The sequence below is a fragment of the Burkholderia sp. AU6039 genome (assembly GCF_002223365.1).
Classification (GTDB): Bacteria; Pseudomonadota; Gammaproteobacteria; order Burkholderiales; family Burkholderiaceae; genus Burkholderia.
Map to the genome: position 1 here is coordinate 1,789,906 of NZ_NKFK01000003.1, position 26,585 is coordinate 1,816,490.

The window sequence follows — 26,585 nt, forward strand, 5'->3', positions numbered from 1 at the left end:
CCTGCCTGCGGGCTTTTTTAACGGCCAACCCATAGGAGATATCAATGGAATTCATCGATTCGATTAAGGCACGTATTCCCGATTACGCGAAGGACATTCGCCTGAACCTCGACGGCACGATCTCGCGCTCGTCGCTCGAAGGCACCGACGCGGTGGGCGTCGCGCTGGCGGCGGCCATCGCGGCGAAGAGCACGGTGCTCATCAAGACGATCCGCGAAGCCGGCGTCCTGTCGCCCGAAGAGACGAACGCCGTGCTGACGGCGGCCGCGCTGATGGGGATGAACAACACCTGGTATCCGTATGTCGAGATGGCCGACGATGCCGACCTGAAGACGCAACGCGCCGAGCTGCGGATGGGCGCGTATGCGACGCACGGTGGCGTCGACAAGCGCAAGTTCGAGATGTACGCGCTCGCCGCGTCGATCGTCGGCAAGTGCCACTTCTGCGTGAAGTCCCACTATGCGCTGCTGAAGAACGAGCAAGGGATGACCGTCACGCAGCTGCGCGACGTCGGCCGCATCGCGTCGGTGATCAACGCCGCCGCGCAGGTGATCGCCGCAGAAGGCGAATAAGCGGTTGCACCACCCGGCCGGCAACCGCGCCGGCCCGGTCGCCGCTCCAAACGAAAATGCCACGCACCCGCGTGGCATTTTTCATTTCCGCAGCGCGACGGGCGAACCGCGCGCCGCCGCCGCCCGGCGTCAGCCGCCCTGCTTCACCAGCAGCGCGGCGGCCTGCGCCTCGATCCCTTCGCCACGGCCGAGATAGCCGAGCTTCTCGTTGGTCTTCGCCTTCACGTTCACACGATCGAGCGGCAGCCCGAGATCGGCCGCGATGTTCGCGCGCATCCCGTCGATATGCGGCGCCAGCTTCGGCGCCTGCGCGATCACGGTGCTGTCGACGTTCTGGATCGTGAAGCCGGCAGCCTTGACGCGTGCGGCGCACTCGCGCAACAGCACGCGGCTGTCGGCGCCCTTGAACGCCGCGTCCGTGTCGGAGAAGTGGCGGCCGATGTCGCCGAGCGCCGCCGCGCCGAACAGCGCGTCGGTGATCGCGTGCAGCAGCACGTCCGCGTCCGAGTGGCCGAGCAGGCCGCGTTCGTACGGAATCGTCACGCCGCCGATGATGAGGGGGCGCCCCTCGACGAGCTGGTGCACGTCGTAGCCTTGTCCGATTCTGAAATCCATGCGTATTCCGATTGTGAGGGGTGAAAGTCAGGAAGCGTTCGAGGAGCGTGCGAGGATCGCTTCCGCGAGCGCGAAATCTTCCGGGTACGTGACCTTGAAATTGCGCAGGCTGCCCTGCACGACACGCGGCGTATGGCCGGCCCATTCGATCGCGCTCGCCTCGTCGGTCAGGTCGTGCCCTTCGCGCTGCGCGCGCAGGATCGCCTCGCGCAGCATGCCGATGCGGAACATCTGCGGGGTCTGCGCCTGCCACAGCGCGTCGCGAGACTCGGTGCGCGCGATCGCGTCGCCGCCGGCCGGCACGCGCTTGAGCGTATCGGCCACCGGCAGCGCGACGATGCCGCCGACCGGATCGTCCTTCAGCGTCGCGACGAGCGTGCGAATCAGCTCCGGCGTGATGCCCGGGCGCGCGGCGTCGTGCACCAGCACCCAGTCGTGGTCGGTCGCGCCGAATTCCGCCAGTTCGAGCAGCCCGTTCAGCACCGACGCCTGGCGCGAGCCGCCGCCGCAGCGGCGCACCGCGAAGCGCAGGCCCGCGAAGCGGCGCGCATCGAAGTGGGAATCGTCGGGCGCGAGGACGACGAGCGTCTGCGCGAATTCGCTGCACGCGTCGAACGCGGCAAGCGTGTAATGCAGCAGCGCGCGGCCGGCCAGCGTGCGGTATTGCTTCGGCACGGCCGAGCCGGAACGGCTGCCGGTGCCGGCACAGGGAATCAGGGCGAAAAGTCGGGGAGTCACGAAGGGAAACGCCGGAAAGATGAAATCGAGAAGCGGATTTTATAATAGGTCTTTCGTCTCGACCGGCGCACCGCGATGCGCCCGTGCACGCCACCCCCTGTCGTCCCTATGCCAGATAACGCTTCCACCCCGTCCGCCTCGCCCGTTGCCCGCGTCAAGCCCGGCCAGCGCTTCGCCTTCGACGGCGCGCATGGTTCCGCCGACGCGCTCGCCATCGCCCGTTATCTCGCCGACAACCGCCAGGACGTGCCGCTCCTCGCGGTGATCTGCGCGAACGCAGTCGACGCGCAGCGGCTCTCGCAGGAAATCCGCTACTTCTCGCCCGACGCGCGCGTGCGCCTGCTGCCGGACTGGGAAACGCTGCCGTACGACACGTTCTCGCCGCACCAGGATCTCGTGTCCGAGCGGCTGGCCACGCTGCACGACCTCGGCGAAGGCCGCTGCGACATCCTGCTCGTGCCCGCGACCACCGCGCTGTACCGGATGCCGCCCGCGTCGTTCATGGCCGCGTACACGTTCGCATTCGCGCAGGGCGAGCGCCTCGACGAGGCGAAGCTGAAGGCGCAGCTCACGCTGGCCGGCTACGAGCACGTGAGCCAGGTCGTGCGGCCCGGCGAATACTGCGTGCGCGGCTCGCTGATCGACCTGTACCCGATGGGCTCGCCGCTGCCGTACCGGATCGACCTGTTCGACGACCAGGTCGACTCGATCCGCGCGTTCGACCCGGACACGCAGCGCAGCCTCTACCCGGTACGCGACGTGCGCCTCCTGCCCGGCCGCGAGTTTCCGTTCGACGAAGCCGCCCGCACGGCCTTCCGCAGCCGCTGGCGCGAGACCTTCGAAGGCGACCCGAGCCGCGCGCCGATCTACAAGGACATCGGCAACGGCGTGCCGTCGGCCGGCATCGAGTACTACCTGCCGCTGTTCTTCGACGAAACCGCCACGCTGTTCCACTACCTGCCGCAGGATGCGCACCTCGTGTTCACCGGCGATCTCGAGGCGTCGATCCGCCGCTTCACGGCCGACACGAAGCAGCGCCATGCGTTCCTCGCGCACGATCGCGAGCGGCCGATCCTCGAGCCGCAGCGCCTGTTCCTGTCCGACGAGGACTTCTTCGCGTTCGCGAAGCCGTTCGCCCGCGTCGTGCTGCCCGCGCAGCCGGCCGGCGGCTGGGCGACGGCGCTGCCCGAGCTCACCGTCGACCGCCATGCCGACGATCCGCTCGCGTCGCTGCGCACGTTCGTCGAATCGTCGGGCAAGCGCGTGCTGCTGACGGTCGAATCGGCCGGCCGCCGCGAGACGATCCTGCAACTGCTCGCCGAACACCATCTGCGCCCCGCGTCGAACGACCACTTCGCCGGCTGGCTCGAGAGCGACGCACGCTTCGCGCTCGGCGTCGCGCCGCTCGCGAACGGCTTCGCGGTGCCGGGCGAAGGCTACGCGGTCGTCACCGAAACCGAGCTGTACGGCGCCCTCGGCCGCCGCACGGGCCGCCGCCGGCAGGAACAGGCGAGCAACGTCGACGCGATGGTGCGCGACCTGTCGGAGCTGAAGGTCGGCGACCCGGTCGTCCACGCGCAGCACGGCATCGGCCGCTACATGGGCCTCGTGTCGATGGATCTCGGCGAAGGCGAAACCGAATTCCTGCATCTCGAATACTCGGGCGACAGCAAGCTCTACGTGCCGGTCGCGCAGTTGCACGTGATCTCGCGCTACAGCGGCGCCGATCCCGACAGCGCGCCGCTGCACGCGCTCGGCTCCGGCCAGTGGGAACGCGCGAAGCGCAAGGCCGCGCAGCAGATCCGCGATACCGCCGCCGAGCTGCTGAACCTCTACGCACGCCGCGCGGCCCGCGAAGGCCACGCGTTCTCGCTCGATCCGCGCGACTACGTGAAGTTCGCGGAAAGCTTCGGCTTCGAGGAAACGCCCGACCAGGCGGCCGCCATCGCGGCCGTGATCGGCGACATGACGAGCGGCAAGCCGATGGACCGCCTCGTGTGCGGCGACGTCGGCTTCGGCAAGACCGAGGTGGCGCTGCGCGCCGCGTTCATCGCGGTGCTGGGCGGCAAGCAGGTCGCGCTGCTGTCGCCGACCACGCTGCTCGCCGAGCAGCACACGCAGACCTTCGCCGACCGCTTCGCGGACTGGCCGGTGCAGATCGTCGAGCTGTCGCGCTTCAAGACCGCGAAGGAAGTCAACGCGGCAATCGCGCAGATCAACGAAGGCAGCGTCGACATCGTGATCGGCACGCACAAGCTGCTGTCGTCGGACGTGCAGTTCAAGCGCCTCGGCCTCGTGATCATCGACGAGGAACACCGCTTCGGCGTGCGCCAGAAGGAAGCGCTGAAGGCGCTGCGCGCGGAAGTCGACGTGCTGACGCTCACCGCGACGCCGATCCCGCGCACGCTCGGGATGGCGCTCGAAGGGCTGCGCGATTTCTCGGTCATTGCCACCGCGCCGCAGAAGCGGCTCGCGATCAAGACCTTCGTGCGCCGCGAGGAGGAAAGCGTGATCCGCGAGGCGATGCTGCGCGAACTGAAGCGCGGCGGCCAGGTGTACTTCCTGCACAACGAGGTCGAGACGATCGAGAACCGCAAGGCGATGCTCGAGGCGCTCGTGCCCGAAGCACGCATCGTGATCGCGCACGGCCAGATGCACGAACGCGAACTCGAACGGGTGATGCGCGATTTCGTCGCGCAGCGCGCGAACGTGCTGCTGTGCACGACCATCATCGAGACCGGCATCGACGTGCCGAGCGCGAACACGATCATCATGCATCGCGCGGACAAGTTCGGCCTCGCGCAGCTTCACCAGCTGCGTGGCCGCGTCGGCCGCTCGCACCACCAGGCGTATGCGTACCTGCTGGTCCACGATCCGCAGGCGCTGACCAAGCAGGCGCAGCGCCGGCTCGAAGCGATCCAGCAGATGGAGGAACTCGGTTCGGGCTTCTATCTCGCGATGCACGACCTCGAGATCCGCGGCACCGGCGAAGTGCTCGGCGACAAGCAATCCGGCGAGATCCACGAGATCGGCTTCCAGCTCTATACGGACATGCTGAACGACGCGGTGAAGGCGCTGAAGAACGGCAAGGAGCCCGACCTCACCGCCCCGCTCGCCGCGACGACCGAAATCAACCTGCATGCGCCGGCGATCCTGCCGGCCGACTACTGCGCGGACGTGCAGGAGCGGCTGTCGCTGTACAAGCGTCTCGCGAACTGCGAGCACGGCGACGCGATCGACGGCATCCAGGAAGAGCTGATCGACCGCTTCGGCAAGCTGCCGCCGCAGGCGCACGCGCTCGTCGAGACGCACCGGCTGCGGATCGCCGCGAAGCCGCTCGGCATCGTGAAGATCGACGCGAGCGAGGTGGCGATCGGGCTGCAGTTCGAGCCGAATCCGCCGATCGATCCGATGCGGATCATCGAGATGGTGCAGAAGCATCGGCACATCAAGCTCGCGGGCCAGGACAAGCTGCGCATCGAGACGCGCTCGCCCGATCTCGCGATCCGCGTGTCGACGATCAAGGAAACGCTGCGCGCGCTCGGACCCAAGCAGGGAGCGGCTGCCGCCGTGCGCTGACGCGATACTGACGGGCGCGGCGTTGCTGCACCGCACCGCGCCCGGCGCGGGCGGGCCGACGCGTTTTTGAGTATGATTTTCCCATTCATCAGACGGAGTCTTGCCATGTCCACTCTCGACGCGACAGCGCCGTCCGCCGCACCCCAAGGCGAAGCGTCGCTCGTCAGCCTGCCCTGGATCAAGCAACTGGTGTCGATGGACACGACGAGCCGCGTGCCGAACCTCGGCCTGATCGAAACGGTGCGTGACGCGCTCGCCGCGAAAGGCATCGCATCGACGATCACGCACGATCCGCGTGAAGGCTGGGCGAACCTGTTCGCCACCGTGCCCGCGCACGACGGCTCGACGAACGGCGGCATCGTGCTGTCGGGGCATACCGACGTCGTGCCGGTCGACGGCCAGCAATGGGACAGCAACCCGTTCGCGCCGGAAATCCGCGACGGCCGCCTGTACGGCCGCGGCACCTGCGACATGAAGGGCTTCATCGGCGCCGCGCTCGCGCTGCTGCCCGAGATGCAGGCAGCGAAGCTCGCGAAGCCGATCCATTTCGCGCTGTCCTATGACGAGGAAATCGGCTGCGCCGGCGCGCCGCTGATGATTGCGGATCTGGTCAAGCGCGGCGTGCAGCCGTCCGGCTGCATCGTCGGCGAGCCGACCAGCATGCGGCCGATCATCGCGCACAAGGGCATCAATGCCTACCGCTGCTGCGTGCGCGGCCACGCGGCGCATTCGTCGCTCACGCCGAAGGGGCTGAACGCGATCGAATATGCGGCGCGCCTCATCTGCCACATCCGCGACATCGCCGAGCGTTTCCGCGCCGAAGGCCCGTTCGACGAACTGTACGACGTGCCGTTCACCACCGCGCAGACGAGCACGATCCAGGGCGGCAACGCGATCAACACGGTGCCGGCCGAGTGCCGCTTCGACTTCGAATTCCGCAACCTGCCGACGCTCGATCCCGAGCAGATCTTCACGCGCATCGAAGCGTATGCACGGGACACGCTGCTGCCGCAGATGCTGCGCGAGCATCCGAATGCCGCGATCGAGTTCTCGAAGATCGCCGCGGCGCCCGGCCTCGACGCCACCGAACAGGCCGCGATCACGCAGCTCGTGCGCGCGCTGACGGCCGACCAGGACAAGCGCAAGGTCGCGTACGGCACCGAGGCCGGTTTGTTCGAACGCGCGGGCATCCCGAGCGTCGTGTGCGGGCCCGGCAACATCGAGCAGGCGCACAAGCCGAACGAATATGTCGAGCTCGTGCAGCTCGCCGGCTGCGAACAGTTCCTGCGCAAGTTCATCCGCAGCATGTCGGTCGACGCACACTGACTGCCTCCCGCCACGTCATGTCGACTGAACAACAGGGCGCCGCCCATACGACGATCGACGGCGAGCCGATCCCGACGCTCGACGAAATCGCCGCACAGCATTTCGCGCTGTCGCCGTGGGTCGCGCGCACGCCCGTGTTCGAACGCGCCGACCTGCCATCGCTTGAAGGCACGCACGTCAACTTCAAGTTCGAGCTGCTGCAGGTCAGCGGCAGCTTCAAGGCGCGCGGCGCATTCACGCACGTGCTCGCGCTCGACGAGGCGCGCAGGAACGCCGGCGTCACCTGCGTATCGGCCGGCAATCACGCGGCGGCCGTCGCGTACGCGGCGATGCGGCTCGGCAGCAGCGCGAAGGTCGTGATGTTCCATACCGCAAGCCCGTCGCGCATCGCGCAGTGCAAGCAGTACCGCGCGGAAGTCGTGCTGGCCGGCAGCGCATCGCAGGCATTCGATCTGGTCCGGCGGATCGAGGCCGAGGAAGGCCGCTTCTTCATCCATCCGTTCAACGGCTATCACACGATCCTCGGCACCGCGACGCTCGGCTACGAATGGGCGACCCAGACGCCCGACCTCGACGCGGTGATCGTGCCGATCGGCGGCGGCGGGCTCGCGGCCGGCATGGCGACCGCGCTGCGGCTCGCGAATCCGCGTGTGCACGTGTACGGCGTCGAGCCGGAAGGCGCCGACGCGATGAGCCGCAGCTTCGCGGCGAATCACACGATCAAGATGAGCGCGATGCAGACGATCGCCGATTCGCTGATGGCGCCGCATACCGAGGAATACAGCTACCAGCTGTGCCGGCGCCACGTCGACCGCGTCGTCACCGTGTCCGACGACGCGCTGCGGGCCGCGATGCTGTTCCTGTTCTCGCAGCTGAAACTGTCGGTCGAACCGGCGTGCGCGGCTGCGCTGGCCGCCCTGCTCGGCCCGCTGCGCGAAACGCTGCAGGGCAAGCGCGTCGGCGTGCTGCTGTCGGGCACCAGTACCGACCCCGCCACACTCGGCATGCATCTCGCGCACGCGACACTGCAGCACTGACCCCACATCGGGCACGCGCGGACGAACCTAGGGTTATCCCCAGATTATGTTGACAGCCCTGTTGATAACCCGCCGGACAAGCACGCAAGTGGTTGAGCGCGCAGCGTTTTGCGCGCGCGGAGGTCGATCGTCACGAAATGGGCAGATGCGCTCGCTGGCCGCCTGCGTCATGGCGATCGCCCTGCTCGCCGGTTGCGCGGCACCGCCGTCGCCCGTCGTCAACGCACCGCCAGCCTGCACGCAGCCCGGCGAAAACCGCATGCTGCAGGCCGACCTGCTGTTCGGGCGCGACATCACTGGGCGCGGCCCCGTCACCGAGGCGGAGCGCGCGGCATTCCTCGCCGACACGGTCACACCACGGTTCCCCGACGGCCTCACCTACTGGGACACGCACGGCCAGTGGCGCGACCGGGCAAGCGGCGGGATCACGCGCGAAGACAGCTTCGCGATCCGTATCATCGCCGACGATACGCCCGATACACGTGCGCGGCTCGCCGCGATCCGGCAAGCGTACATGCAGCGCTTCCACCAGCAATCGGTCGGCATGACGGTCGTGCCGGCCTGCGCATCGTTCTGATTCACCCCTCTCCGTCTGCCGGCCATTCGCGCAAAAAAAACGGGCGCCCGAAGGCGCCCGTCGCATGCCGGAACCGCGGCGTGCCGCTTATTTGCTCTCGAACATGTCCATGATCTGCTGCTTCTCCTGCGGCGTGACGGGCGGCGGCGCAAGCCCCGCCGCGCCAGCCGAGCCGAGTGCGTCGTTCGCGCTGATCGAATTCTCGGCCGGGTTGATGTCGACGTTCGCGACGAAGCCGTTGCCCGGCGTGCGATCGGCGTAGTACAGCTCGCCGTCGATCGACGTCAGGCCGTCCGGCATCGGCATCTGCTGCTCGGGCACGCCGTTCAGCGCGGTGCGCATGTAGTTCACCCAGATCGGCAATGCGAGCTGTGCGCCGAATTCGCGGCTGCCGAGGCTCTTCGGCTGATCGAAGCCCATCCACGCGACCGCGACGAGCGACTGCTGGTAGCCGGCGAACCAGCCGTCCTTCGCGTCGTTCGTCGTACCCGTCTTGCCCTGCAGGTCGCTGCGGCCCAGTGCGTTGGTGCCGGCGCCCGTGCCGGCCGTCGCGACCGAATGCAGCAGGCTGTTCATCACGTACGCATTGCGGCCTTCGATCGTGCGCGGCGCCGTGCTGCCCGCGAGCACCGGCTGCGATTTCTGCAGCGCCTGGCCGCGTGCGTCGTCGACCTCGGCGATCAGGTACGGATCGACCTTGTAGCCGCCGTTCGCGAACACCGCATAGCCGGTCGCGAGCTGCAGCGGCGTCACGAGGCCCGCGCCGAGCGCCATCGGCAGGTAAGGCGGCGTCTTCGCGGGATCGAAGCCGAAGCGCTGCGTGACGTACTGCTGCGCGTACTGCGTACCGATCGACGCGAGGATCCGGATCGACACGAGGTTCTTCGAACGCTGCAGGCCGGTGCGCATCGTCATCGGGCCGTCCGGCTGGTCGTCGTCCTTCGGCTCCCAGGCAGTGCCGCCCGGCACGCTCGGCGGGAAGTACAGCGGCGCGTCGTTGATCATCGTCGCCGGCCCGAGCCCCTTGTCGAGCGACGCCGAGTAGATGAACGGCTTGAACGACGAGCCCGGCTGCCGCCAGGCCTGCGTCACGTGGTTGAACTTGCTCTTGTTGAAGTCGAAGCCACCGACGAGCGAGCGGATCGCGCCGTCCTGCGGCGCGATCGCGACGAGCGCGCCTTCGACCTGCGGCAGCTGCACGACCTGCCAGCCCGTCTTGCCGTCCTTCAGCACGCGCACGACCGAGCCCGGCTTGATGCGCAGCGTGTCGTTCGCGCGGGGGCTGAGCGCGCCCGCCACGAAGCGCAGCCCGGCCGGGCCGATCGTCGTGGTCGCGCCGCCGACGAACTGCACCTCGACCGCGTTCGGCGATGCCGACAGCACGACCGCCGACTGCAGGTCGCCGTTGTCCGGGTGATCGGCGAGCGCGTCGTCGATCGCCTCGTCGCGGTCGTCGCCGGCCGCGGGCAGCTTGATCGACGCTTCCGGCCCGCGATAGCCGTGGCGGCGCTCGTAGTCGAGAATGCCGCGACGCACGGCCTGGTACGCGGCTTCCTGGTCGGACGAGTTGATCGTCGTCGTGACGGTCAGCCCGCGCGTATAGGTTTCGTCCTTGTACTGCTGGTACATCATCTGCCGCACCATCTCGGCGACGTACTCGCCGTGCACCGCGTACTGGTTGCCCGGCGTGCGCACGTGGATCTCTTCCTTCACGGCCTCGTCGTACTGCGGCTGCGTGATGTAGCCGACCTCGAGCATGCGCTTCAGGATGTATTCCTGGCGCACCTTCGCACGCTTCGGATTGACGACCGGGTTATACGCGGACGGCGCCTTCGGCAGCCCCGCAAGCATCGCCGCTTCCGCGAGCGTGATGTCCTTCAGGTCCTTGCCGAAATACACGCGCGCGGCGGCCGCGAAGCCGTACGAGCGCTGGCCGAGATAGATCTGGTTCATGTACAGCTCGAGAATCTGGTCCTTCGTCAGGGCCTTCTCGATCTTGTACGCGAGCAGCATTTCGTAAATCTTGCGCGTGTAGGTCTTCTCGCTCGACAGGAAGAAGTTGCGCGCGACCTGCATCGTGATCGTGCTCGCGCCCTGGCGCGCGCCGCCGTGCATCAGGTCGGCGACACCCGCGCGCAGGATGCCGACGAAGTCGACGCCGCCGTGTTCGTAGAAGCGGTAGTCCTCGATCGCGAGCACCGCCTTCTTCATCACGTCCGGAATGTCCTGGAAGCGCACGAGGCTGCGGCGCTCCTCGCCGAACTCGCCGATCAGCACGTGGTCGGCCGTGAACACGCGCAGCGGCACCTTCGGCTGGTAGTTGGTCAGCGCATCGAGCGACGGCAGTTGCGGCGCCATCACGACCAGCGCGTAGCCGACGATCAGCGCGCCGACGATCGCCAGCGTCGCGATGAGGCCGGCGAACCACAGCATGACGCGCGAGCCGAACGAGCGACCACGCCCTCCGCCGCTGCTGCGCTGGGTGCGGCGGTCGTCGTCGCGATCGTCGTCATCGGGGTAATAGGCTCCGGACGGCGAACGGCGCAGCGTGTAGTGGGGTTCGTTCCTGTCGGAAGAAGAAGGCGGTCGTTTGATAATTGGCATGTCGGAATGGCGGGCGGTCGTGGCGCCCTCGGACGCATGCGGAAATGCAGGCGAATGAATCAGAGCGGATACAGCGTGATGCGGCTGTCACGTCGACAGACCCCGCCGCGCGGCGATCCGTTCCCGCGACGTGACAGCGCATTTTAATGAAATCGACCGGGTGCCTTCGCGATTTTTTGTAAAAATTCCCGCAATGCCGTGATTTAAGGAACGTATTGTCGGCATCCTCTGCCTATCATGGACACGCAATATCGCGCGCACGCGCCGGCTTTCTTTCAATCGCGAAAGGTTCGACATCGTGATGCGCAAGCCGCTTGAACTCGCGCGTTTAAGCCGTATTTAAGTGAACCGGTGGTGTAATATCCGCCGGCTCATGCGGGTCGGAACCGGCTCGCAACGGGCACTGCCGCTCTCACGCGGCGCCTTTCAACCACGGAGGATTTCATGTCGCTTTTCGACTCTGTTTCGCGCACGATCAAAGGCCTGCTGAACGATGCGGCCGATTCGGTACAGGATCCGTCGCGCGACGCACGGCAGATCGTGCGGGAGCTCGACGACAGCATCGGCCGTGCCGAGAATTCGCTGATCGAGATCGAGGCACAGGTCGCGACCCAGCGCAGCAAGCGCGATGCGGCCGACGACAAGGTGAAGAAGTACGAGGACGGCGCGAAGCGCGCGCTGCAGTCCGGTGACGAAGCGCTCGCCCGCGAGGCCCTCGCCGCGCAGTCGAACGCGGAAGCCGAGCGTGACGCGCTCGCAGCCGAATTGACGACGCTCGAACCGTCGGTCGACAAGCTGAAGGGGCAGATCGCCGACATGCGTCAGCGCCGCAACGACCTGAATGCACGCTCGAACATCCTGCAGGCCAAGCAGGAAATCGCGCAGGCGAAGGACGTCGCGGCCAGCGCCCTGGGCGGCATCGGCGGCAAGAACCTGTCCGAGGACTTCCAGAAGCTCGAGGACAAGGTCGCGCTGCAGAACGCCCGCTCGGACGCGCGCCTGAATTCGGCCGACACGTCGAGCGGCAAGGCGCTCGACGACAAGCTCGCCGCGCTGAACAAGGGCCCGTCGGTCGAGGATCGCCTCGCCGCGCTGAAGAAGCAGCTGGACACGCCCGCGCAGTAACGGCCACTGCGGGCAACCGCGCCGCCGCCCGCCCCGGGCGCGGCGCGAACCGATCGTCAGGAGACGGGCGCCTGCGCCCGGTTCGACCATGAAGAAATCTCTCGCCGCACTCGGCCTCTCGCTGATGGTGCTGTCGTCCGCCGCGTTTGCGGTCCCGTCGCTGCAGCAGGTCGAGCAATCGATCGCGCAACGCAACTGGCAGCAAGCCGACACGCAGCTGTCGCAAGTCATCGACGCCCATCCGAACAACGCGCATGCGCGCTACCTGTACGCACAGGTGCTGGATCGCGAAGGTCGCGCGTCCGACGCACTCGAGCAGCTGCGGCGCGCGAAGACGCTCGATCCGCAACTCAAGTTCACCGACGCATCGCGCTTCGCGCAGACCGAGTCGCGCATCCGCGCCGACGCCGCGCGCGTGAGCGGCAACGTGCCGTCGGCCACGCAGGCAGTGACGCTGCAGCCGGGGCTCGCGCCCGCTGTCGCGCCGGCCGAAAAACACGGCCCGTCGACCGGGATGTGGATCGGCTTCGGGCTGATCGCCGCGGTGATCGCGCTGGTGCTGCGCTGGACGCTGCGGCGCGCACGCACGGCCGACGACAGCCGCGCCGACGACGAACGCCGCACTCAGCTCAAGCGCGCCACCGACGTGCTGAACGACATCCGCCCGCTGAAGCTCGACGCGAAGCTGTCGACGGCGCCCGGCGCCGCGGCGCTCACGGGCGAACTCGAAGCGATCGAGACCGATGCGCGCACGCTCGTCGAAACGCTGTCGAACGGCAAGAACCCGGTGCCGCCGTATCGCGTCGATGAACTCGAACAGCGTCATGCAAGCGTGAAGGCACGCGTCGAAGGCCGTCCCGACCCGGCCGCGCAACCGGCGGCACCGGCGAACGGCAGCGGCTCCGTGTATGCGCAGGAAGCCGATCGCATGACGGGCGCGCAAGGCCAGCCGTATCCTCAGCAGCCCTACCCGCAACAGCAACCGCCGGTGGTGATCCAGCAAGGCGGCGGCGGGTTCGGCGGCGGCATGGGCGGGTTGCTGACCGGTGTGTTGCTCGGCGAGGCGATGTCCGGCGGCCGCGAGCGCGTGGTCGAACGCGACGTGATCGTCGACGGCGAGCGCCGCCGGCAGGAGAACGACCCGGGCTTCGACCTCGGCCGCGGCGACAGTTCGAACTGGAGCGACGGCAACGGTGGCGGCGGCGGCATGGATCTCGGCAGCAACGACGACGGCTGGACCGACGACAACACCTGACGCTACGCAGCGCGTCGACGCCCCCGCGACGCGCTGCATTGCACGCCACGCTCCCCTGCAGGGCCGGCCGCGCCGACGCGCGGATTTGTCAATCATTTCAAGATGGACTACCGGCAATGGGGAGCGTTCGCTATCATGCGGCCATCGGCGTGCCACCGACCCTCATTCGACGCTCTGCATCCCTGCGCGTCGCGGCACGCCTCCTCTCGCCCCCAACAGGAGAAAGCCGCTCATGAGCATCATCAAGGAATTCAAGGAGTTCGCCGTCAAGGGCAACGTCATGGATCTCGCCGTCGGCGTGATCATCGGCGGCGCGTTCTCGAAGATCGTCGACTCGGTCGTGAAAGACCTCATCATGCCGGTCATCGGCGTGCTGACCGGCGGCCTGGATTTCTCGAACAAGTTCGTTCTGCTCGGCACCATCCCCCCGACGTTCAAGGGTAATCCCGATTCGTTCAAGGACCTGCAGGCCGCGGGTGTCGCCGCGTTCGGCTACGGCTCGTTCATCACGGTGGCAATCAATTTCGTCATCCTCGCGTTCATCATTTTCCTGATGGTGAAATTCATCAACAAGCTGCGCAAGCCGGAAGAAGCCGCACCGGCCGCGACGCCGGAAGATACGGTGCTGCTGCGCGAGATCCGCGATTCGCTGAAGCAGCGCTGAAGCCCAGCGCCCCGCCAGCCAGGCCCGCCCCGTGCGGGCCTTTTTATTGCGCGCGCGATGCACCGCCGCATGCGGCCTATCTCACTTTTTTGTGACGGGCGAATGCACGTGCGGGGAAAGCAGGTCTATGATGGAGACTAAACGACAGTACGGGCGCCAAGACGCTGGCTGTGTCGATCATGGCGAGCAGGTCGACGGGAGACATTGATCGTCGTACTGCACGAAGGCAGCATTTTCGTGTGCTATAAAGGATCGACATGCGGCGTACATAGCCGGGAGTGGGTCGCATGAAAGTGCCGCATTTCTTGCAATTGTTTTTGAGGCGAGTGTTTATGTCCTTCCCGAAAAAACGTCGGCGTGCCCAGCAGGATGGCCAGGAGTCATTCCTCGCGGTATTGCGCCACTCGAAACCGTTTGCCCAGCTCGACACCAAGATTGCCCGCGCCCGTGCGCAGGACGAACCCGTCCTGTACGCACATGTGCTGCCCGGTCTCGACGTGCTCCTGTGCAGCGTACGCGGCGCCCAGCCGCCTTATCCCGCCATCGCCGAGTTGCGCAAGCGCTGCATCGAATCGATCGCCAACGCGCTCGAGCAACCGCTGGACGGCCTCGAGAACGGCGGATACTGGTATGAAGCAAACGGCTTCGGCTTCCTCGTGTTTGCCAGCCGTGCGCGTGCGCGCATCCTGCCCGAGTTTGGTGCAGGCACGAAAGCGAGCCTGCGCGGCGGGCTCGGTCGCCAGAACGCCGGCGACACGACACCACGCTCCCTCGGCTGATCACCGTGCCATTCGATGGGCCGCCTCCGGGCGGCCCATCTGTCATTCACGCGCCCCGCTTGCCCGTCACGACACCTGCTGACGCCTGTTGCCGGGTCGCACGATGTCGACGAATGCGGCGAAATCGGCACCGGCGAGCCCTTGCGCGGCGCCAAGCCGCAACACCTGCTGCACGGTGGCCGATACGGGCATCACGGCGCCCGTGTCACGCGCCGCGTCGGCGATCGCATCGACATCCTTCTGGAACGTGCCGAGCGCGCCGATCGGAGCATGACCGCCCGACGTCATGCGCGGCACGAACGTCTGCAACAGCACCGAATCGGCCCAGCCGCCGGCCAGCGCTTCGGCGAGCCGAGCGGCATCGATGCCGCTCGCCTGCGCCAGACCGACGGCCTCGGCGATCGCGGTCACCGTCGCGGTGACGATCGCCTGGTTGCACAGCTTCGCCGTCTGCCCCGCGCCCGCATCGCCCATGTGCGTGATCCGCGACGCATACGCGTCGATCAGCGGCCGCACCGCGTCGAGATCGGCCGCGCGGCCGCCGGCCATCACCGCGAGCGTGCCGGCCTGCGCGCCGGGCACGCCGCCCGACACCGGCGCATCGACCCAGCCGACGCCGAGCGCCGCTGCACGCGCCGCGTAATCGCGCGTGGCGGCGGGCGCAATGCTCGAATGATCGACGATGCGCTGCAGGCGACGCGCACGCGCATCGCCGGACAGCAGGCCGTGCTCGCCGAACGCGACATCGCCCACCGCGCGGCCGTCGAGCACGCACACGAATACCGTCTCGACGCGCTCCGCCAGTTCGCGCGGCGTGCCGACCACCTGCGCGCCGTCCTTCACGAGCGCCTCGGCCTTGTCGCGCGAGCGATTCCACACGCTGACCCGATGCCCTGCCGCCAGCAAATGCCGAATCATCGGCGCGCCCATCAATCCCGGTCCGCAAAATCCGACTTCCACGATGCTCCTCGTCTCCGATATGGGTTGAACTTGCCGCCCATCATACCTATCACTCAAGAAGCCGGGCACGCGCGGCGCCGCTTCGGGACCACGGCTTGCGCCGGCCATCCATACCGACATCCCAGGGAGCGCATCATGAGCGACCACGTGTACAAGATGATCGAGCTGACCGGCTCGTCGAAGCAATCGAGCGACGACGCCATCCGTAACGCGATCTCGAAAGCCGGCAAGACGCTGCACAACCTGCACTGGTTCCAGGTGACCGAAACGCGCGGCCACATCGAAGGCGACCAGGTCGTGCACTGGCAGGTCACGCTGAAAGTCGGCATGCGCATCGACGACTGACGCGCCCCCTGCATCACACGCCGCGCCGCTGACCGGATCCGTGCAACGCGCTTTCCGCGCGGCGCCGCGCGCCTCACTTCGCACCCGTTCAGGCCCCTTGTCGCGGCCCGGCCGGCGGGTACCTGCGGGTATCCATCTCTTGACGCTGATTTTCGTTCATATTAAAAACAATATACCCACCCCACCCCTCGATCAGCCCAGCCATATAAACCGGAGATAACATGAGTCAGCAACGCGAGGCGATCGACACGTACCTCTTGCGCGTCTTGCACACCTTGTTGATGGAGCGCAGCGTCACGCGCGCGGCCGTCAAACTGAACCAGTCGCAACCGGCGATCAGCGCCGCGCTGCGGCGCCTGCGCGACATCACCGGCGATCCTCTGCTGGTGCGCGGCAAATCCGGCATGGTGCCGACCGAATACGGGCTGCGCCTGCTCGAGCCCGTGCAGAACGCGCTGCGTGAAATCGAGCGCATCAAGTTCCAGCAGCACAATTTCGACCCGGCCACGTCGATCCGCTGCTACCGGATCGGCTGCCCCGACTACCTGAACGTGCTGTTCGTGCCGACCGTGGTCGAGCGCTTCCGCCAGGCCGCGCCGAACGCGACGCTCGAGTTCCATTCGCTCGGCCCCGCGTTCGACTACGAGCTTGCGCTGGAAGACGGCAAGCTCGACATCGTCGTCGGCAACTGGCCCGAGCCGCCCGAGCAGCTGCACCTGTCGAACCTGTTCGTCGACGAGATCGTCTGCCTGATGAGCAACACGCACCCGTTCGCGAAGCGCGGCGGGCTCACGCTCGACCAGTACCTGAACGCACCGCATCTCGCGCCGACGCCGTACTCGGTCGGCCAGCGCGGCGCGATCGACGTGCATCTCGCGCGCGAACGGCTCAAGCGCCACGTGGTCGTCACGCTGCCGTACTTCAACCTCGCACCGTACGTGCTCGTGAAGTCCGACCTGATCTTCACGACGACGCGACTGTTCGCCGATCACTACGCGAAGTTCCTGCCGCTGTCGGTCGTGCCGGCGCCGCTCGACTTCCCGCCGATGCAGTACTACCAGCTGTGGCACGAGCGCTGCCATTACTCCGACGAAGTACGCTGGCTGCGCAGCCTCGTCGCCGAAGCCACCCGCACGCTGATCGAAGCGTAACGGCGCGCACCGCCCGCGCCGTTTCTGCGCGGCGCGGCGACAGCCGGCGGCCTGCCCCGGCGGCAACACGGCCGCCGGATGGCGCCTCAGCCTTCCGTCAGCGCGATGCCTCCACCAGTGCCTGCGCGAGCGCGTTGTGACGCGCGATGACGGGCGGCAGGTCGAGCGTCGCCAGACGGCCTTCCCTTACCACCACCTTCCCGTTCACGACCGTGTACGCCGTCTGCGACGGCGCGCAGAACACGAGCGCCGCGACCGGATCGTGCAGCGCGCCCGCGAACAGCGGCTGGCGCAGGTCGAATGCGGCGAAGTCCGCGGCCATGCCAGGCTTCAGCGCGCCGATGTCGTCGCGGTTCAGCACTTTCGCGCCGCCGAGCGTCGCGATCTCGAGCGCTTCGCGTGCAGTCATCGCATCGGGCCCGAAGCCGACCCGCTGCAACAGCAGCGCCTGCCGCACTTCCGCGACCATCTGCGCGCCGTCGTTCGATGCGGAGCCGTCGACGCCGAGGCCGACCGGCACGCCCGCGAGACGCATCTTCTTCACCGGCGCGATACCCGACGCGAGCCGCATGTTCGAGCATGGACAGTGCGCGACGCCCGTGCCGGTGCGCGCGAACAGGCTGATACCCGCATCGTCGAGCTGCACGCAGTGCGCATGCCACACGTCGTGGCCGACCCAGCCGAGATCTTCCGCATATTCCGCTGGTGTCATCCCGAATTTCTCCCGGCTGTACGCGATGTCGTTGACGTTCTCCGCGAGGTGCGTGTGCAGCGACACGCCGTATTCGCGCGCGAGCACGGCCGCGTCGCGCATCAGGTCGCGGCTCACCGAGAACGGCGAGCACGGCGCGACGACCACGCGCAGCATCGCGTAACGGCCTTCGTCGTGATAGGTCTCGATCAGGCGCTGCGTGTCGCGCAGGATGTCGGGCTCACGCTCGACGACCGAATCGGGCGGCAGCCCGCCGTCGCGCTGGCCGACGCTCATCGCGCCGCGGCTCGCGTGAAAACGCATGCCGATCCGCTGCGCGGCGCCAATGCTGTCGTCGAGGCGGCTGCCGTTCGGGTAGATGTACAGATGATCGCTCGACGTCGTGCAGCCCGACTGCAGCAGCTCGGCCATCGCGGTGAGCGTCGACACTTCGATCATCTCGGGCGTCAGATGCGCCCAGATTCTGTACAGGTTCGTGAGCCAGCCGAACAGCTCGGCGTTCTGCGCCGCCGGCACCGCGCGCGTGAGGCTCTGGTACATGTGGTGGTGCGTGTTCACGAGCCCCGGGATCACGAGGTGGCCGCGCAGGTCGAGCACTTCGTCGGCCGTCTCGGGCAGCTCGGCGGTCGGGCCGACCGCGACGATCCGGTTGTCTTCGATGTAGAGCCCCGCGTCGCGCAGCTCGCGGCGCGTGTCGTCCATGGTCACGAGCACGTCGGCGTGCTTGACCAGCAGGGTTGTCGGGCGGGATGAGGAGGGGTTCGGCGCGCGTGCGCCAGCGTGCTGCTCGAGGTTCATGCGTTCTCCGCGTCGGTCTGCCCCCAGGGGCGGATCCTGGGAGCGGTCACACAGCCGTTCGAACGCTGAATCGCGGCACGCTCCGGTGCCTGCGTCCGTTCGAACGCCCTGGCCCGGTTACCCGGCGTGCTCGCCGTCTTCGGGGTACGCGCGGGCCACGAGCCGACGCGCACGGCGGGAGGATCGCCCAAGCGCGCGCCGCACACAATGCGCGATCCGGAATACTGCGTTTCACGGTTTCGATATGGTACGCCGCGCAACGCCCCGCCGACGGCCCGAGACGCACGCCGGAAACCGTCTCCGGCGTGCCGTCGACAGCCGCTCATGCGCGGCGCATTATCTTTGATATCGCGCCCGTATTTGCGCGGGGAACCTTTTTACAATGCCTGCACGGCGCTCGCTTCAATCTCGCCGACGGGTATGTAGCCACGTGACGTGGAGCCTCGATCCGCCGCACAGTCAATGGATCGAGTCGCCGCCGAACCTCGCATTCACACAAGGACACAACGAATGGGAAAGCTCACTACCCACGTACTCGATACGGCGCACGGCCGTCCCGGCGCTGCAATCAAGGTGGACCTCTACGCGCTGGACGGCGAATCGCGCCGCGCGATCAAGACCGTGCTGACCAATAGCGACGGCCGCTGCGACGCCCCCCTGCTCGAAGGCGCCGCGCTCGCCGCCGGCGAATACGAACTCGTGTTCCATGCCGGCGACTACTTCGCGTCGCTCGGCGTGAAGGTGCCCGAACCCCGTTTCGTCGATCGCGTCGTGCTCCGCTTCGGCATTGCCGACACCGGCTCGCACTACCACGTGCCGCTGCTCGTGTCGCCGTGGTCGTACAGCACCTATCGCGGCAGCTGACATTCGAATCAGCGCCCGCATCAAACAAACGATTTGAGTCTGGAGGAGTTTCATGGAAGGCTTCATCACCGACTGGCTGAACCTCGCGCTGCGATGGCTGCACGTCATCGTCGCCATTGCGTGGATCGGCGAGTCGTTCTATTTCGTCGCGCTCGACAACAGCCTGAAACCGCCGACCGACCCGAACCAGCGCAAGCGCGGTGTGTTCGGCGAGCTGTGGCACGTCCACGGCGGCGGCTTCTACAACATGCAGAAGTACACGGTGGCCCCGCCGGAAATGCCGGATGACCTGCACTGGTCGAAGTGGCCGTCGTACACGACCTGGCTGTCGGGCTTCTCGCTGTTCTTCGTGCTGTACCTGCTCGCACCGAACACGTACCTGATCGACAAGAGCGTGCTCGACATGGGCCCGGTGGTCGCCGTCGCGTCCGCACTCGGCTTCCTCGCGGCCGGCTGGATCGTCTACGACTCGCTGTGCCGCATCCTCGGCACCAACGACCGCGTGCTCGGCATCTGCGTCGGCATCTACGTGGTCGCCGCCGCGTACCTCGCGTGCCACATCTTCGCGGGTCGTGCCGCCTACCTGATCGTCGGCGCGATGCTCGCGACGATCATGTCGGCGAACGTGTTCTTCGTGATCATCCCCGGCCAGCGCAAGATGGTCGACAAGATGCTCAAGGGCGAAGAGCCGAACCCGATCTACGGCAAGCGCGGCAAGCAGCGCTCGGTGCACAACACGTACTTCACGCTGCCGGTCGTGTTCGCGATGCTGTCGAACCACTATGCGATGACGTACACGAACAAGTTCAACTGGGTCGTGCTCGTGCTGATCATGCTGGCCGGCGCGCTGATTCGCCAGTTCTTCGTGATGCGCCACCGCGGCAAGCAGCTGTGGTACCTGCCGATCGGCGGCGTCGCGCTGCTGGCCGGCGCACTGGTCTGGACGACGCCGAAGCCGGTCGCGCCGGAAGCGCAGGCCGCGAACGCGCCGAAGGTCGTGATCAACGACATCATGCCGATCCTGCAGCAGCGCTGCGTCGAGTGCCACTCGGCAAAGCCGACGCTGATGGGCAGCGCGCCCGCGGGCGTGATGTTCGACACGCCGGACGAAGTGTCGAAGAACGCGCAGCGTATCTATGAACAGGCCGTGCGCCTGAAGGCGATGCCGATCGGCAACGTCACGCACATGACCGACGACGAGCGCACGAAGCTCGCCGCGTGGTTCGAGGGTGGCGCGAACAAGTAAGCCGCCGTGCGCCGGGGTCGTGTTCCGGCGCAATCCTTTCCGTTCGCGGGCCCGTTACGGGCCCGTTTTTTTTGCGTGTTGCAGCGGCGTTGCTAGCGCTCACCGCGCATCGCGTCGCGCTGGAGCGCGACGAGCGCGTCGAGTGCGCGCGGGCCATCGTCGAACGGCACGAAGATGTGATCGTGGCAGGCAGCCGCCATCACGTTGCAACTGATGCCGGCCGCGCCGAGCGCGCGTGCGAACGCCGCCGTGAGGCCGACAGCCGCAAGGTCGGAATGCACGGTCAGCGTGATCCAGGCCGAGCGGAACAGCACGGGCCAGCCGTGACGCGCCGCCGTCTCCTCTTCGACCACGACCGTCAGCCCTTCCGCTTCGCGAAACGTTGCGATCACTTCGGATAACGATACGTCTGCGCCGGTCGGCAGCGATACGAAGGCGAACGCGCCAGGATGCAATTCGGGCTGCATCGTGCTCAGCAGGATCGCCAGGTCGTTTTCAGGTTGGCTCATCGGAGGAACATGCCCGGAATCGGGCGTCGCGCGGTGGAGATGCGGGCACGATAGCACGCGCCACCGTCACCGCTACGCGTGCATCGTCGCGACTTCATCCGCGAGCCAGTCGCGCAATGCGACGATGCGCGGATCGTCCTGCGTGTGCTCCGGATACACGACGTGATAGGCGAGCCCCGGCGCCACGTCGACGTTCACGTCGAACAGTTGCACGACGCGCCCTTCCGCGAGATCGCGCGCGATCATGTGCGGCTCCGCCAAGCCGACCGCCGTGCCATCCGTCACGGCCTGCACGACGTGGCTCGAATCCGGAAACGCGACGCACCGGCTGTCGTCGAAACCGTCGATGCCGGCAGCGGCCATCCATGCGGACCAGCGCGGCCAGATCACGCCATCGACTTCGCAGTCCACGTGGCACAGCGTGTGGCGCAGCAGATCGCGCGGCTTGCGCAATGGCGGCCCGGCCGACAACAACGCCGGGCTGCAGATCGCAACGACCGACGTATCGAACAGGCGCTGCGCGCACGCATCGCGATAACGCCCGGTGCCGAAGCGGATCGCGGCATCGACGTCGTCGTCATCGAAATCGCGCAACCGGTCGGTGATATCGAACGACAGCTCGAACGCAGGATGTTCGGCCCTGAAACGCGGCAGGCGCGGCAGCAGCCAGTGCGTCGCGAAGCGCGCGCCGACCGATACGCGCAACTCCGTCTGCTCCCGTGCGACGCGCCGTGCCCGGGCAGTCGCGCGCTGCAGGCCCGCCAGCGCATCAGCGGCCGCGGCAGCCAGCACGACACCGGCCGGCGTCAGCCGGATGCTGCGGCTCGTGCGGACGAACAGCACCATGTCGAGCTGCGCCTCGATTTCCTTGATCTGGTGACTGACGGCCGCCGGCGTCAGCCCGACCTCGTCGGCCGCTCGCGAGAAATTCAGGTGCCGCGCCGCAGCATCGAACGTCCTCAGCGCGCGCGTACCGGGCCACATGCGTTCCATCGATCTTCAAACCGGATTTGATGACCGTTCCAAAACTACTCGTTTTTCAAGACAGCATCAATCGGCAAACAATAGGCTTTCTTGAAGATGTCGCGCGCTGCCCCGAGCCCGCGGCCAACCTGGAGAGTCGCCGATGACCGCTGCACCATTCCCGTCCGTCGCCCAGATCAACGGCGTCGCCGCCACGTCCGACGCGCTCGCTGCGCTGGCTTTCGCGGGCCACGCGCATTTCACCGCCATGCAGGTACGCGACGGCCACGTGCGCGGCCTCGACCTGCATCTCGCGCGGCTGCGCGATGCGTCGAACACGCTGTTCGGCCAGGCCCTGCCCGACGACCGGATTCGCACGCTCCTGCGCGCCGCGCTCGAGCGCGCGCCGTCGGCGCTGTCGCTGACGGCGACCGTGCATGCGACGACGGGCGAATTCGTCGCGCCGCGCGACGACGAAACGCTCGACGTGCTGGTCCGCACCGCCGCGCCATCGTCGGGGCCCGCGGGCCCGCTCGATCTCGCGCTGTTCGAATACGAGCGCGTGCTGCCGGACATCAAGCACGTCGGCGAAGTCGCGAAAACGCACTTCCTGCGCCGCGCGATCGCGCAGGGTTTCGACGACGCGGCGTTCGTCGATCGCCACGGGCGCATCAGTGAAGGCTCGATCTGGAATCTCGCGTTCTGGACCGGCGACGCGGTCGTGTGGCCGGTGGCCGGCATGCTCGGCGGCGTCACGATGCGCATCGTGCGCCGGCAACTGGCGCGCCTGGGGGTCGCGCAGCACGATCGCGAACTGACGCCGGCCGACCTGCCGTCGATGGCCGGCGCCGTCGTGATGAATTCGTGGACGCCCGGGATCGCCGTGCGCCGGTTGGGCGCGACGACACTGCCCGACGCATCGTCGTTCGTCGCGCTGCTGCATCGCGCATACGAACAGGAGCCGCCCGTCGCGCCGTGACGCGCGCCCCCACGCGCCGCGCGCGCCCTGCTCACCCGTCGACCGTCTCCGGCAGCCGCGCGATCGCCTTGATCTCGAACTGGAACCCATACAGCCAGGTCACGCCGACCGCGGTCAGCGTCGGATGCGGCGCGTCGCCCCAGTATTCGGGAACGATCTCCCAGATCCGCTCGAACGTCGCTTCAGGGTCGACGAGGAACACCGTCACGTCGACGACGTCGTCGAACGTGCAACCGGCCGCGCGCAACACCGCATTCAGGTTGTCGAACGCGCGGCGGACCTGCGCACCCAGTTCCGGCTCCGGTGAGCCGTCATCGCGGCTGCCGACCTGCCCGGACACGAACAGGAAGCCGTTCGAGCGCACCGCCGGCGAATAGCGGTTGCGGTCGTACAGTGCCCGGCGACCGGGCGGGAAAACCACGCTACGCTTTACCATCCCCTACCTCCTTCGGTTGGTGGGGCGAAGCCGCCCCGGCATCAACGATGAAGGCACTTTAGGGATCGTTGCGCGGCGAATAAACCGGCAACCCTGTCCAACACTGTTTGCACGCACCAAACAATTCCGACCGACGCGGAGCCCTGACCCGATGGATCGATTCGACGCAATGCAGGCGTTCGCCCGCGTGGTGGAAGCCGGCAGTTTCACGAAGGCGGCCGAGACGCTGCACATGAGCCGCACCACCGTCACGCAACTCATGCAGCAGCTCGAAGCGCGGCTGCGCGTGAAGCTGTTCAATCGCACGACGCGCAAGGTCGTCGTCACCGCGGACGGCGCCGCGTACTACGACCGCGTCGTGCGCTTGCTGGCCGACATGGACGATGCCGAAACGAGCCTGTCCGCGGCTTCCGCGTCGCCCCGCGGGCGGCTGCGCGTGGACGTGCCGAGCCCGTTCGCGCGCCTGATCCTGATCCCCGCGCTGCCCGCGTTCCATGCGCGCTATCCGGACATCCAGCTCGACATGGGCGTGAGCGACCGCGTGGTGGACGTGATCGGCGAGAACGTCGACTGCGTCGTGCGCGGCGGCGAACCGACCGACCGCTCGCTGGTCGCGCGGCGCGTCGGCGACCTGCGGCTCGGCGTGTATGCGTCGCCGGCTTACCTCGCTCGCGCCGGCACGCCGACGCATCCGGACGAGCTGGAGGATACGCATCACCGGATCGTCGGCTTTCTGTGGGCGCGCACCGGCAAGGCGCTGCCGTTCGCGATGACATGCGACGGCGAGCAGGTCACCGTGCGCGGACGCTACGTGCTCGCGGTCGACGACGGCAATGCGTACCTCGAGGCCGGCCTCGCCGGGTTGGGCATTCTGTGGCTGCCCGACTACATGGCCGGCGCGCATCGCGCCCGCGGCGAACTGGTGCCGCTGTTCGAGCAATGGCAACTCGAACCGATGCCGATGTACGTCGCGTTCCCGCCGAACCGGCACGTCAGCGCGAAGCTGCGTGTGTTCATCGACTGGGTCGCCGAGCTGATGGCGCAGCATGCACCGGTTGCGAACCGGCGTCGCGGCGCCGGCCGCTCGCGCGACACGCGCACAAACGCGGCGACCTGAATCTCGCCGAACTGGCCGCACATAAAAAAACCCGCGCATGATGCGCGGGTTTCGTCGGACGCCGGCAAAAACGCCGGCGACTCAGGCCGTCAGCGCGTGCAGCGCCTCGTCGATGAGCCACAGCGATTCCTGCAGGTCCTGCTCGTTCAGGTTCAGGCCATCGCCACCGCGATCGACGACGATGAAGTCGCTGACGCCGCCGAGCGCGATCAGCGGGTGATGCCACACGCCCTTCGCATAGTTGACGCCCTGCCAGCCGCTCGTCACGAACGCGCGGATCTTCGCCGGATCGAGATCGCCCGCGGGCGCGACGACGACGAGATACGGCTGGTCGTTCAGCGGCACGAACGCCTGGCTGCCGAGCGGGTGCCGCTCGAGCATCTTCACTTCGAACGGCAGCGTGCGCGGCTGGCCGCGAAACAGGTTGACGAGCGTGCGGCCGTCTTCATCGGTCACGTCGACTTTAGCGAGATCGTGAAAGCGGATCGTGGTGCCGAGGTTGATCGGGATCTGCTTAGCCCCTTCCGTTTCGATCACGTCGCCGAACGGCGCGAATGCTTCCTTGGTCAGCGGTTCGATGGCAAGCGTCTTCATTTGTCGAGCGTCCCCCACAGACGCAGGCGCGACACGCCGCCGTCCGGAATGATGTTCAGTCGCACGTGCGTGACGGGGCCGAGCGACGCGATGTCCTGTTCGAAGTAGTGCTGCTTGTCCATCTGCAGCTTCTGTTCGCCGAGCAGCACGGGCCAGAACATCGATTGCGTGATCAGCGAGCTGTCCGTGCCGCCCGACACGTACGCGGCCTGGATCGAGCAACGATCCGGGTAGTTGCCCTTGAAGAACGCGGTATCGACTTCGATCTTGCGGATCACGCCCGGTTGCGCGAGCGCGATGATCGCCCAGTCGTTGCCGGGTTCGCGGCGGCGGCGGGTTTCCCAGCCGTCGCCCATGTTCACGCCGCGGCCCGGCAGCAGCAGGTTCGACGCGACGCCGAAGTGCTGGTTGTTCGCGGCCACCACGTAACCGCCGTTTTCCATCGCCGCGAGATCGAACTGCTCGGTCGCGCTCGCGCCGGCCCAGTCGAGCTGCGGCTGGCCGTACACGCGCAGGCGTGCAATGCCGCCATCCGGATAGATGTTCACGCGCAGGTGCGTGAAGGCACGCGCATCGCTCGCTTCGACATAGTGATGGCTGTTGCCCTGCAGCGTCGTCGACGGCACGATCTCGACCCACTCGGTCGCGTGCGTCGGCGCGCCGTCGGCCACGAACGCGGCCTCGATCGACGCGGCCGGCGGGAAGTTGCCGGTGAAGTGGCTCGTGTCGATGTCGAAGCCCTTGATCACGCCCGGGCGCGCGAGCTTGACGATGCACCAGTCGTAGCCCGTCGTGCGCTTGCGGCGCGTTTCCCAGCCGTCCATCCACTTGCCGTGGTCGTCGTACTTGCCGGGGATGAACACAGCCGGCTCGGGGTTCAGCATCCGGTCCTTCGGCGCGAAGAAATCGTCGCTGGCTTCGAGCGCCTGCGCACCGAGACGCGGGTCGGCCAGGTTCACGTAGCGCCGCGTGAAGTCGGGTGCGTTGGGATCGAGAAGCGGAACAGCCATGATGTTTCCTTGTTTCAGTGAGGCGATCAG

The 26,585-nt window shown here is 67.3% G+C and carries 25 protein-coding genes; 15 read left to right on the plus strand and 10 right to left on the minus strand.

The window, feature by feature from the left end; translation table 11 throughout:
• Positions 1-44 precede the first annotated feature (44 nt).
• Positions 45-572 (plus strand): carboxymuconolactone decarboxylase family protein, encoded by a 528-nt coding sequence (locus CFB39_RS11105; protein ID WP_011352388.1) that lies wholly within the window; start codon positions 45-47, stop codon positions 570-572.
• A gap of 129 nt (positions 573-701) precedes the next feature.
• Here the strand turns inward: CFB39_RS11105 and ispF are convergent, their stop codons facing one another.
• Together ispF and ispD are read right to left on the minus strand one after the other, a co-directional pair.
• A complete protein-coding gene (ispF, locus tag CFB39_RS11110; RefSeq protein ID WP_089431208.1) occupies positions 702-1,187 on the minus strand; it encodes a 2-C-methyl-D-erythritol 2,4-cyclodiphosphate synthase in 486 nt (161 codons plus the stop codon).
• 27 nt (positions 1,188-1,214) lie between these two features.
• Complete coding sequence (gene ispD, locus CFB39_RS11115) at positions 1,215-1,925, minus strand: 2-C-methyl-D-erythritol 4-phosphate cytidylyltransferase (RefSeq protein WP_089425642.1); 711 nt, start codon at positions 1,923-1,925, stop codon at positions 1,215-1,217.
• 108 nt (positions 1,926-2,033) lie between these two features.
• Here ispD and mfd point away from each other — a divergent pair, with 108 nt between their 5' ends.
• From mfd to CFB39_RS11135, 4 genes are all read left to right on the plus strand, one after another.
• The gene (gene mfd, locus CFB39_RS11120; RefSeq protein ID WP_089473060.1) at positions 2,034-5,504 is read left to right on the plus strand and encodes a transcription-repair coupling factor; all 3,471 of its coding nucleotides are present in this window, start codon (positions 2,034-2,036) and stop codon (positions 5,502-5,504) included.
• 105 nt (positions 5,505-5,609) lie between these two features.
• Positions 5,610-6,830, plus strand: a complete 1,221-nt coding sequence (gene argE, locus CFB39_RS11125; RefSeq protein WP_089473061.1) for an acetylornithine deacetylase — start codon at positions 5,610-5,612, stop codon at positions 6,828-6,830.
• A gap of 17 nt (positions 6,831-6,847) precedes the next feature.
• Entirely contained in the window at positions 6,848-7,867 is a 1,020-nt protein-coding gene (locus CFB39_RS11130; protein ID WP_089473062.1) for a threonine/serine dehydratase, read from the plus strand.
• A 145-nt stretch (positions 7,868-8,012) separates the two neighbouring features.
• On the plus strand, positions 8,013-8,444 hold the full coding sequence (locus tag CFB39_RS11135; RefSeq protein ID WP_089473063.1) for a DUF3574 domain-containing protein: 432 nt from the start codon (positions 8,013-8,015) through the stop codon (positions 8,442-8,444).
• An 87-nt stretch (positions 8,445-8,531) separates the two neighbouring features.
• Here CFB39_RS11135 and CFB39_RS11140 read toward each other — a convergent pair whose 3' ends face one another.
• Positions 8,532-11,048: a penicillin-binding protein 1A gene (locus tag CFB39_RS11140; RefSeq protein WP_089473064.1), complete on the minus strand. Its 2,517-nt coding sequence runs from the start codon at positions 11,046-11,048 to the stop codon at positions 8,532-8,534.
• Positions 11,049-11,492: 444 nt separating this feature from the next.
• Here CFB39_RS11140 and CFB39_RS11145 point away from each other — a divergent pair, with 444 nt between their 5' ends.
• The 4 genes from CFB39_RS11145 (at position 11,493) to CFB39_RS11160 (ending at position 14,871) form a co-directional block, all read left to right on the plus strand.
• On the plus strand, positions 11,493-12,173 hold the full coding sequence (locus CFB39_RS11145) for a PspA/IM30 family protein (RefSeq protein ID WP_059233905.1): 681 nt from the start codon (positions 11,493-11,495) through the stop codon (positions 12,171-12,173).
• Positions 12,174-12,261: 88 nt separating this feature from the next.
• Positions 12,262-13,428: a tetratricopeptide repeat protein gene (locus CFB39_RS11150; RefSeq protein WP_089473065.1), complete on the plus strand. Its 1,167-nt coding sequence runs from the start codon at positions 12,262-12,264 to the stop codon at positions 13,426-13,428.
• Positions 13,429-13,660: 232 nt separating this feature from the next.
• Complete coding sequence (gene mscL, locus CFB39_RS11155; RefSeq protein WP_006487991.1) at positions 13,661-14,092, plus strand: large conductance mechanosensitive channel protein MscL; 432 nt, start codon at positions 13,661-13,663, stop codon at positions 14,090-14,092.
• 332 nt (positions 14,093-14,424) lie between these two features.
• Positions 14,425-14,871, plus strand: a complete 447-nt coding sequence (locus tag CFB39_RS11160; protein WP_027784713.1) for a hypothetical protein — start codon at positions 14,425-14,427, stop codon at positions 14,869-14,871.
• Positions 14,872-14,937: 66 nt separating this feature from the next.
• Here CFB39_RS11160 and CFB39_RS11165 read toward each other — a convergent pair whose 3' ends face one another.
• Positions 14,938-15,831, minus strand: a complete 894-nt coding sequence (locus CFB39_RS11165) for an NAD(P)-dependent oxidoreductase (RefSeq protein WP_089473066.1) — start codon at positions 15,829-15,831, stop codon at positions 14,938-14,940.
• 135 nt (positions 15,832-15,966) lie between these two features.
• On the opposite strand from CFB39_RS11165, the gene CFB39_RS11170 reads away from it, so the two are divergent.
• Together CFB39_RS11170 and CFB39_RS11175 are read left to right on the plus strand one after the other, a co-directional pair.
• Entirely contained in the window at positions 15,967-16,176 is a 210-nt protein-coding gene (locus tag CFB39_RS11170; RefSeq protein WP_011352399.1) for a dodecin, read from the plus strand.
• 221 nt (positions 16,177-16,397) lie between these two features.
• Complete coding sequence (locus CFB39_RS11175) at positions 16,398-17,327, plus strand: LysR substrate-binding domain-containing protein (protein ID WP_006762467.1); 930 nt, start codon at positions 16,398-16,400, stop codon at positions 17,325-17,327.
• A gap of 97 nt (positions 17,328-17,424) precedes the next feature.
• Here CFB39_RS11175 and CFB39_RS11180 read toward each other — a convergent pair whose 3' ends face one another.
• Positions 17,425-18,837, minus strand: a complete 1,413-nt coding sequence (locus CFB39_RS11180; RefSeq protein ID WP_089425650.1) for an 8-oxoguanine deaminase — start codon at positions 18,835-18,837, stop codon at positions 17,425-17,427.
• A gap of 510 nt (positions 18,838-19,347) precedes the next feature.
• Here CFB39_RS11180 and uraH point away from each other — a divergent pair.
• Together uraH and CFB39_RS11195 are read left to right on the plus strand one after the other, a co-directional pair.
• On the plus strand, positions 19,348-19,701 hold the full coding sequence (uraH, locus tag CFB39_RS11190; protein WP_089473068.1) for a hydroxyisourate hydrolase: 354 nt from the start codon (positions 19,348-19,350) through the stop codon (positions 19,699-19,701).
• Positions 19,702-19,753: 52 nt separating this feature from the next.
• A complete protein-coding gene (locus CFB39_RS11195) occupies positions 19,754-20,947 on the plus strand; it encodes a urate hydroxylase PuuD (RefSeq protein ID WP_039342830.1) in 1,194 nt (397 codons plus the stop codon).
• Positions 20,948-21,039: 92 nt separating this feature from the next.
• On the opposite strand, the gene CFB39_RS11200 is transcribed toward CFB39_RS11195, so the two are convergent.
• Positions 21,040-21,456: an ACT domain-containing protein gene (locus CFB39_RS11200; RefSeq protein ID WP_089473069.1), complete on the minus strand. Its 417-nt coding sequence runs from the start codon at positions 21,454-21,456 to the stop codon at positions 21,040-21,042.
• A gap of 72 nt (positions 21,457-21,528) precedes the next feature.
• Complete coding sequence (locus tag CFB39_RS11205; protein WP_089473070.1) at positions 21,529-22,449, minus strand: LysR substrate-binding domain-containing protein; 921 nt, start codon at positions 22,447-22,449, stop codon at positions 21,529-21,531.
• A 133-nt stretch (positions 22,450-22,582) separates the two neighbouring features.
• Here CFB39_RS11205 and CFB39_RS11210 point away from each other — a divergent pair, with 133 nt between their 5' ends.
• Positions 22,583-23,398, plus strand: a complete 816-nt coding sequence (locus tag CFB39_RS11210; protein ID WP_089473071.1) for an aminotransferase class IV family protein — start codon at positions 22,583-22,585, stop codon at positions 23,396-23,398.
• A gap of 31 nt (positions 23,399-23,429) precedes the next feature.
• Here CFB39_RS11210 and CFB39_RS11215 read toward each other — a convergent pair whose 3' ends face one another.
• Positions 23,430-23,834 carry a RidA family protein gene (locus CFB39_RS11215; RefSeq protein WP_089473072.1) on the minus strand — a complete coding sequence of 135 codons (405 nt, stop codon included), beginning with the start codon at positions 23,832-23,834 and terminating at the stop codon, positions 23,430-23,432.
• Between the two features lie 151 nt (positions 23,835-23,985).
• Between CFB39_RS11215 and CFB39_RS11220 the strand changes: the two genes are divergently transcribed.
• Positions 23,986-24,951, plus strand: a complete 966-nt coding sequence (locus CFB39_RS11220; RefSeq protein WP_089473073.1) for a LysR family transcriptional regulator — start codon at positions 23,986-23,988, stop codon at positions 24,949-24,951.
• 81 nt (positions 24,952-25,032) lie between these two features.
• On the opposite strand, the gene CFB39_RS11225 is transcribed toward CFB39_RS11220, so the two are convergent.
• Both CFB39_RS11225 and alc read right to left on the minus strand, forming a co-directional pair.
• Positions 25,033-25,545, minus strand: a complete 513-nt coding sequence (locus tag CFB39_RS11225; protein ID WP_089473074.1) for an ureidoglycolate lyase — start codon at positions 25,543-25,545, stop codon at positions 25,033-25,035.
• Positions 25,542-26,555: an allantoicase gene (gene alc / locus CFB39_RS11230; RefSeq protein ID WP_011352409.1), complete on the minus strand. Its 1,014-nt coding sequence runs from the start codon at positions 26,553-26,555 to the stop codon at positions 25,542-25,544. Before alc ends, CFB39_RS11225 begins: the two co-directional genes overlap by 4 nt.
• Between the last annotated feature and the right edge of the window lie 30 nt (positions 26,556-26,585).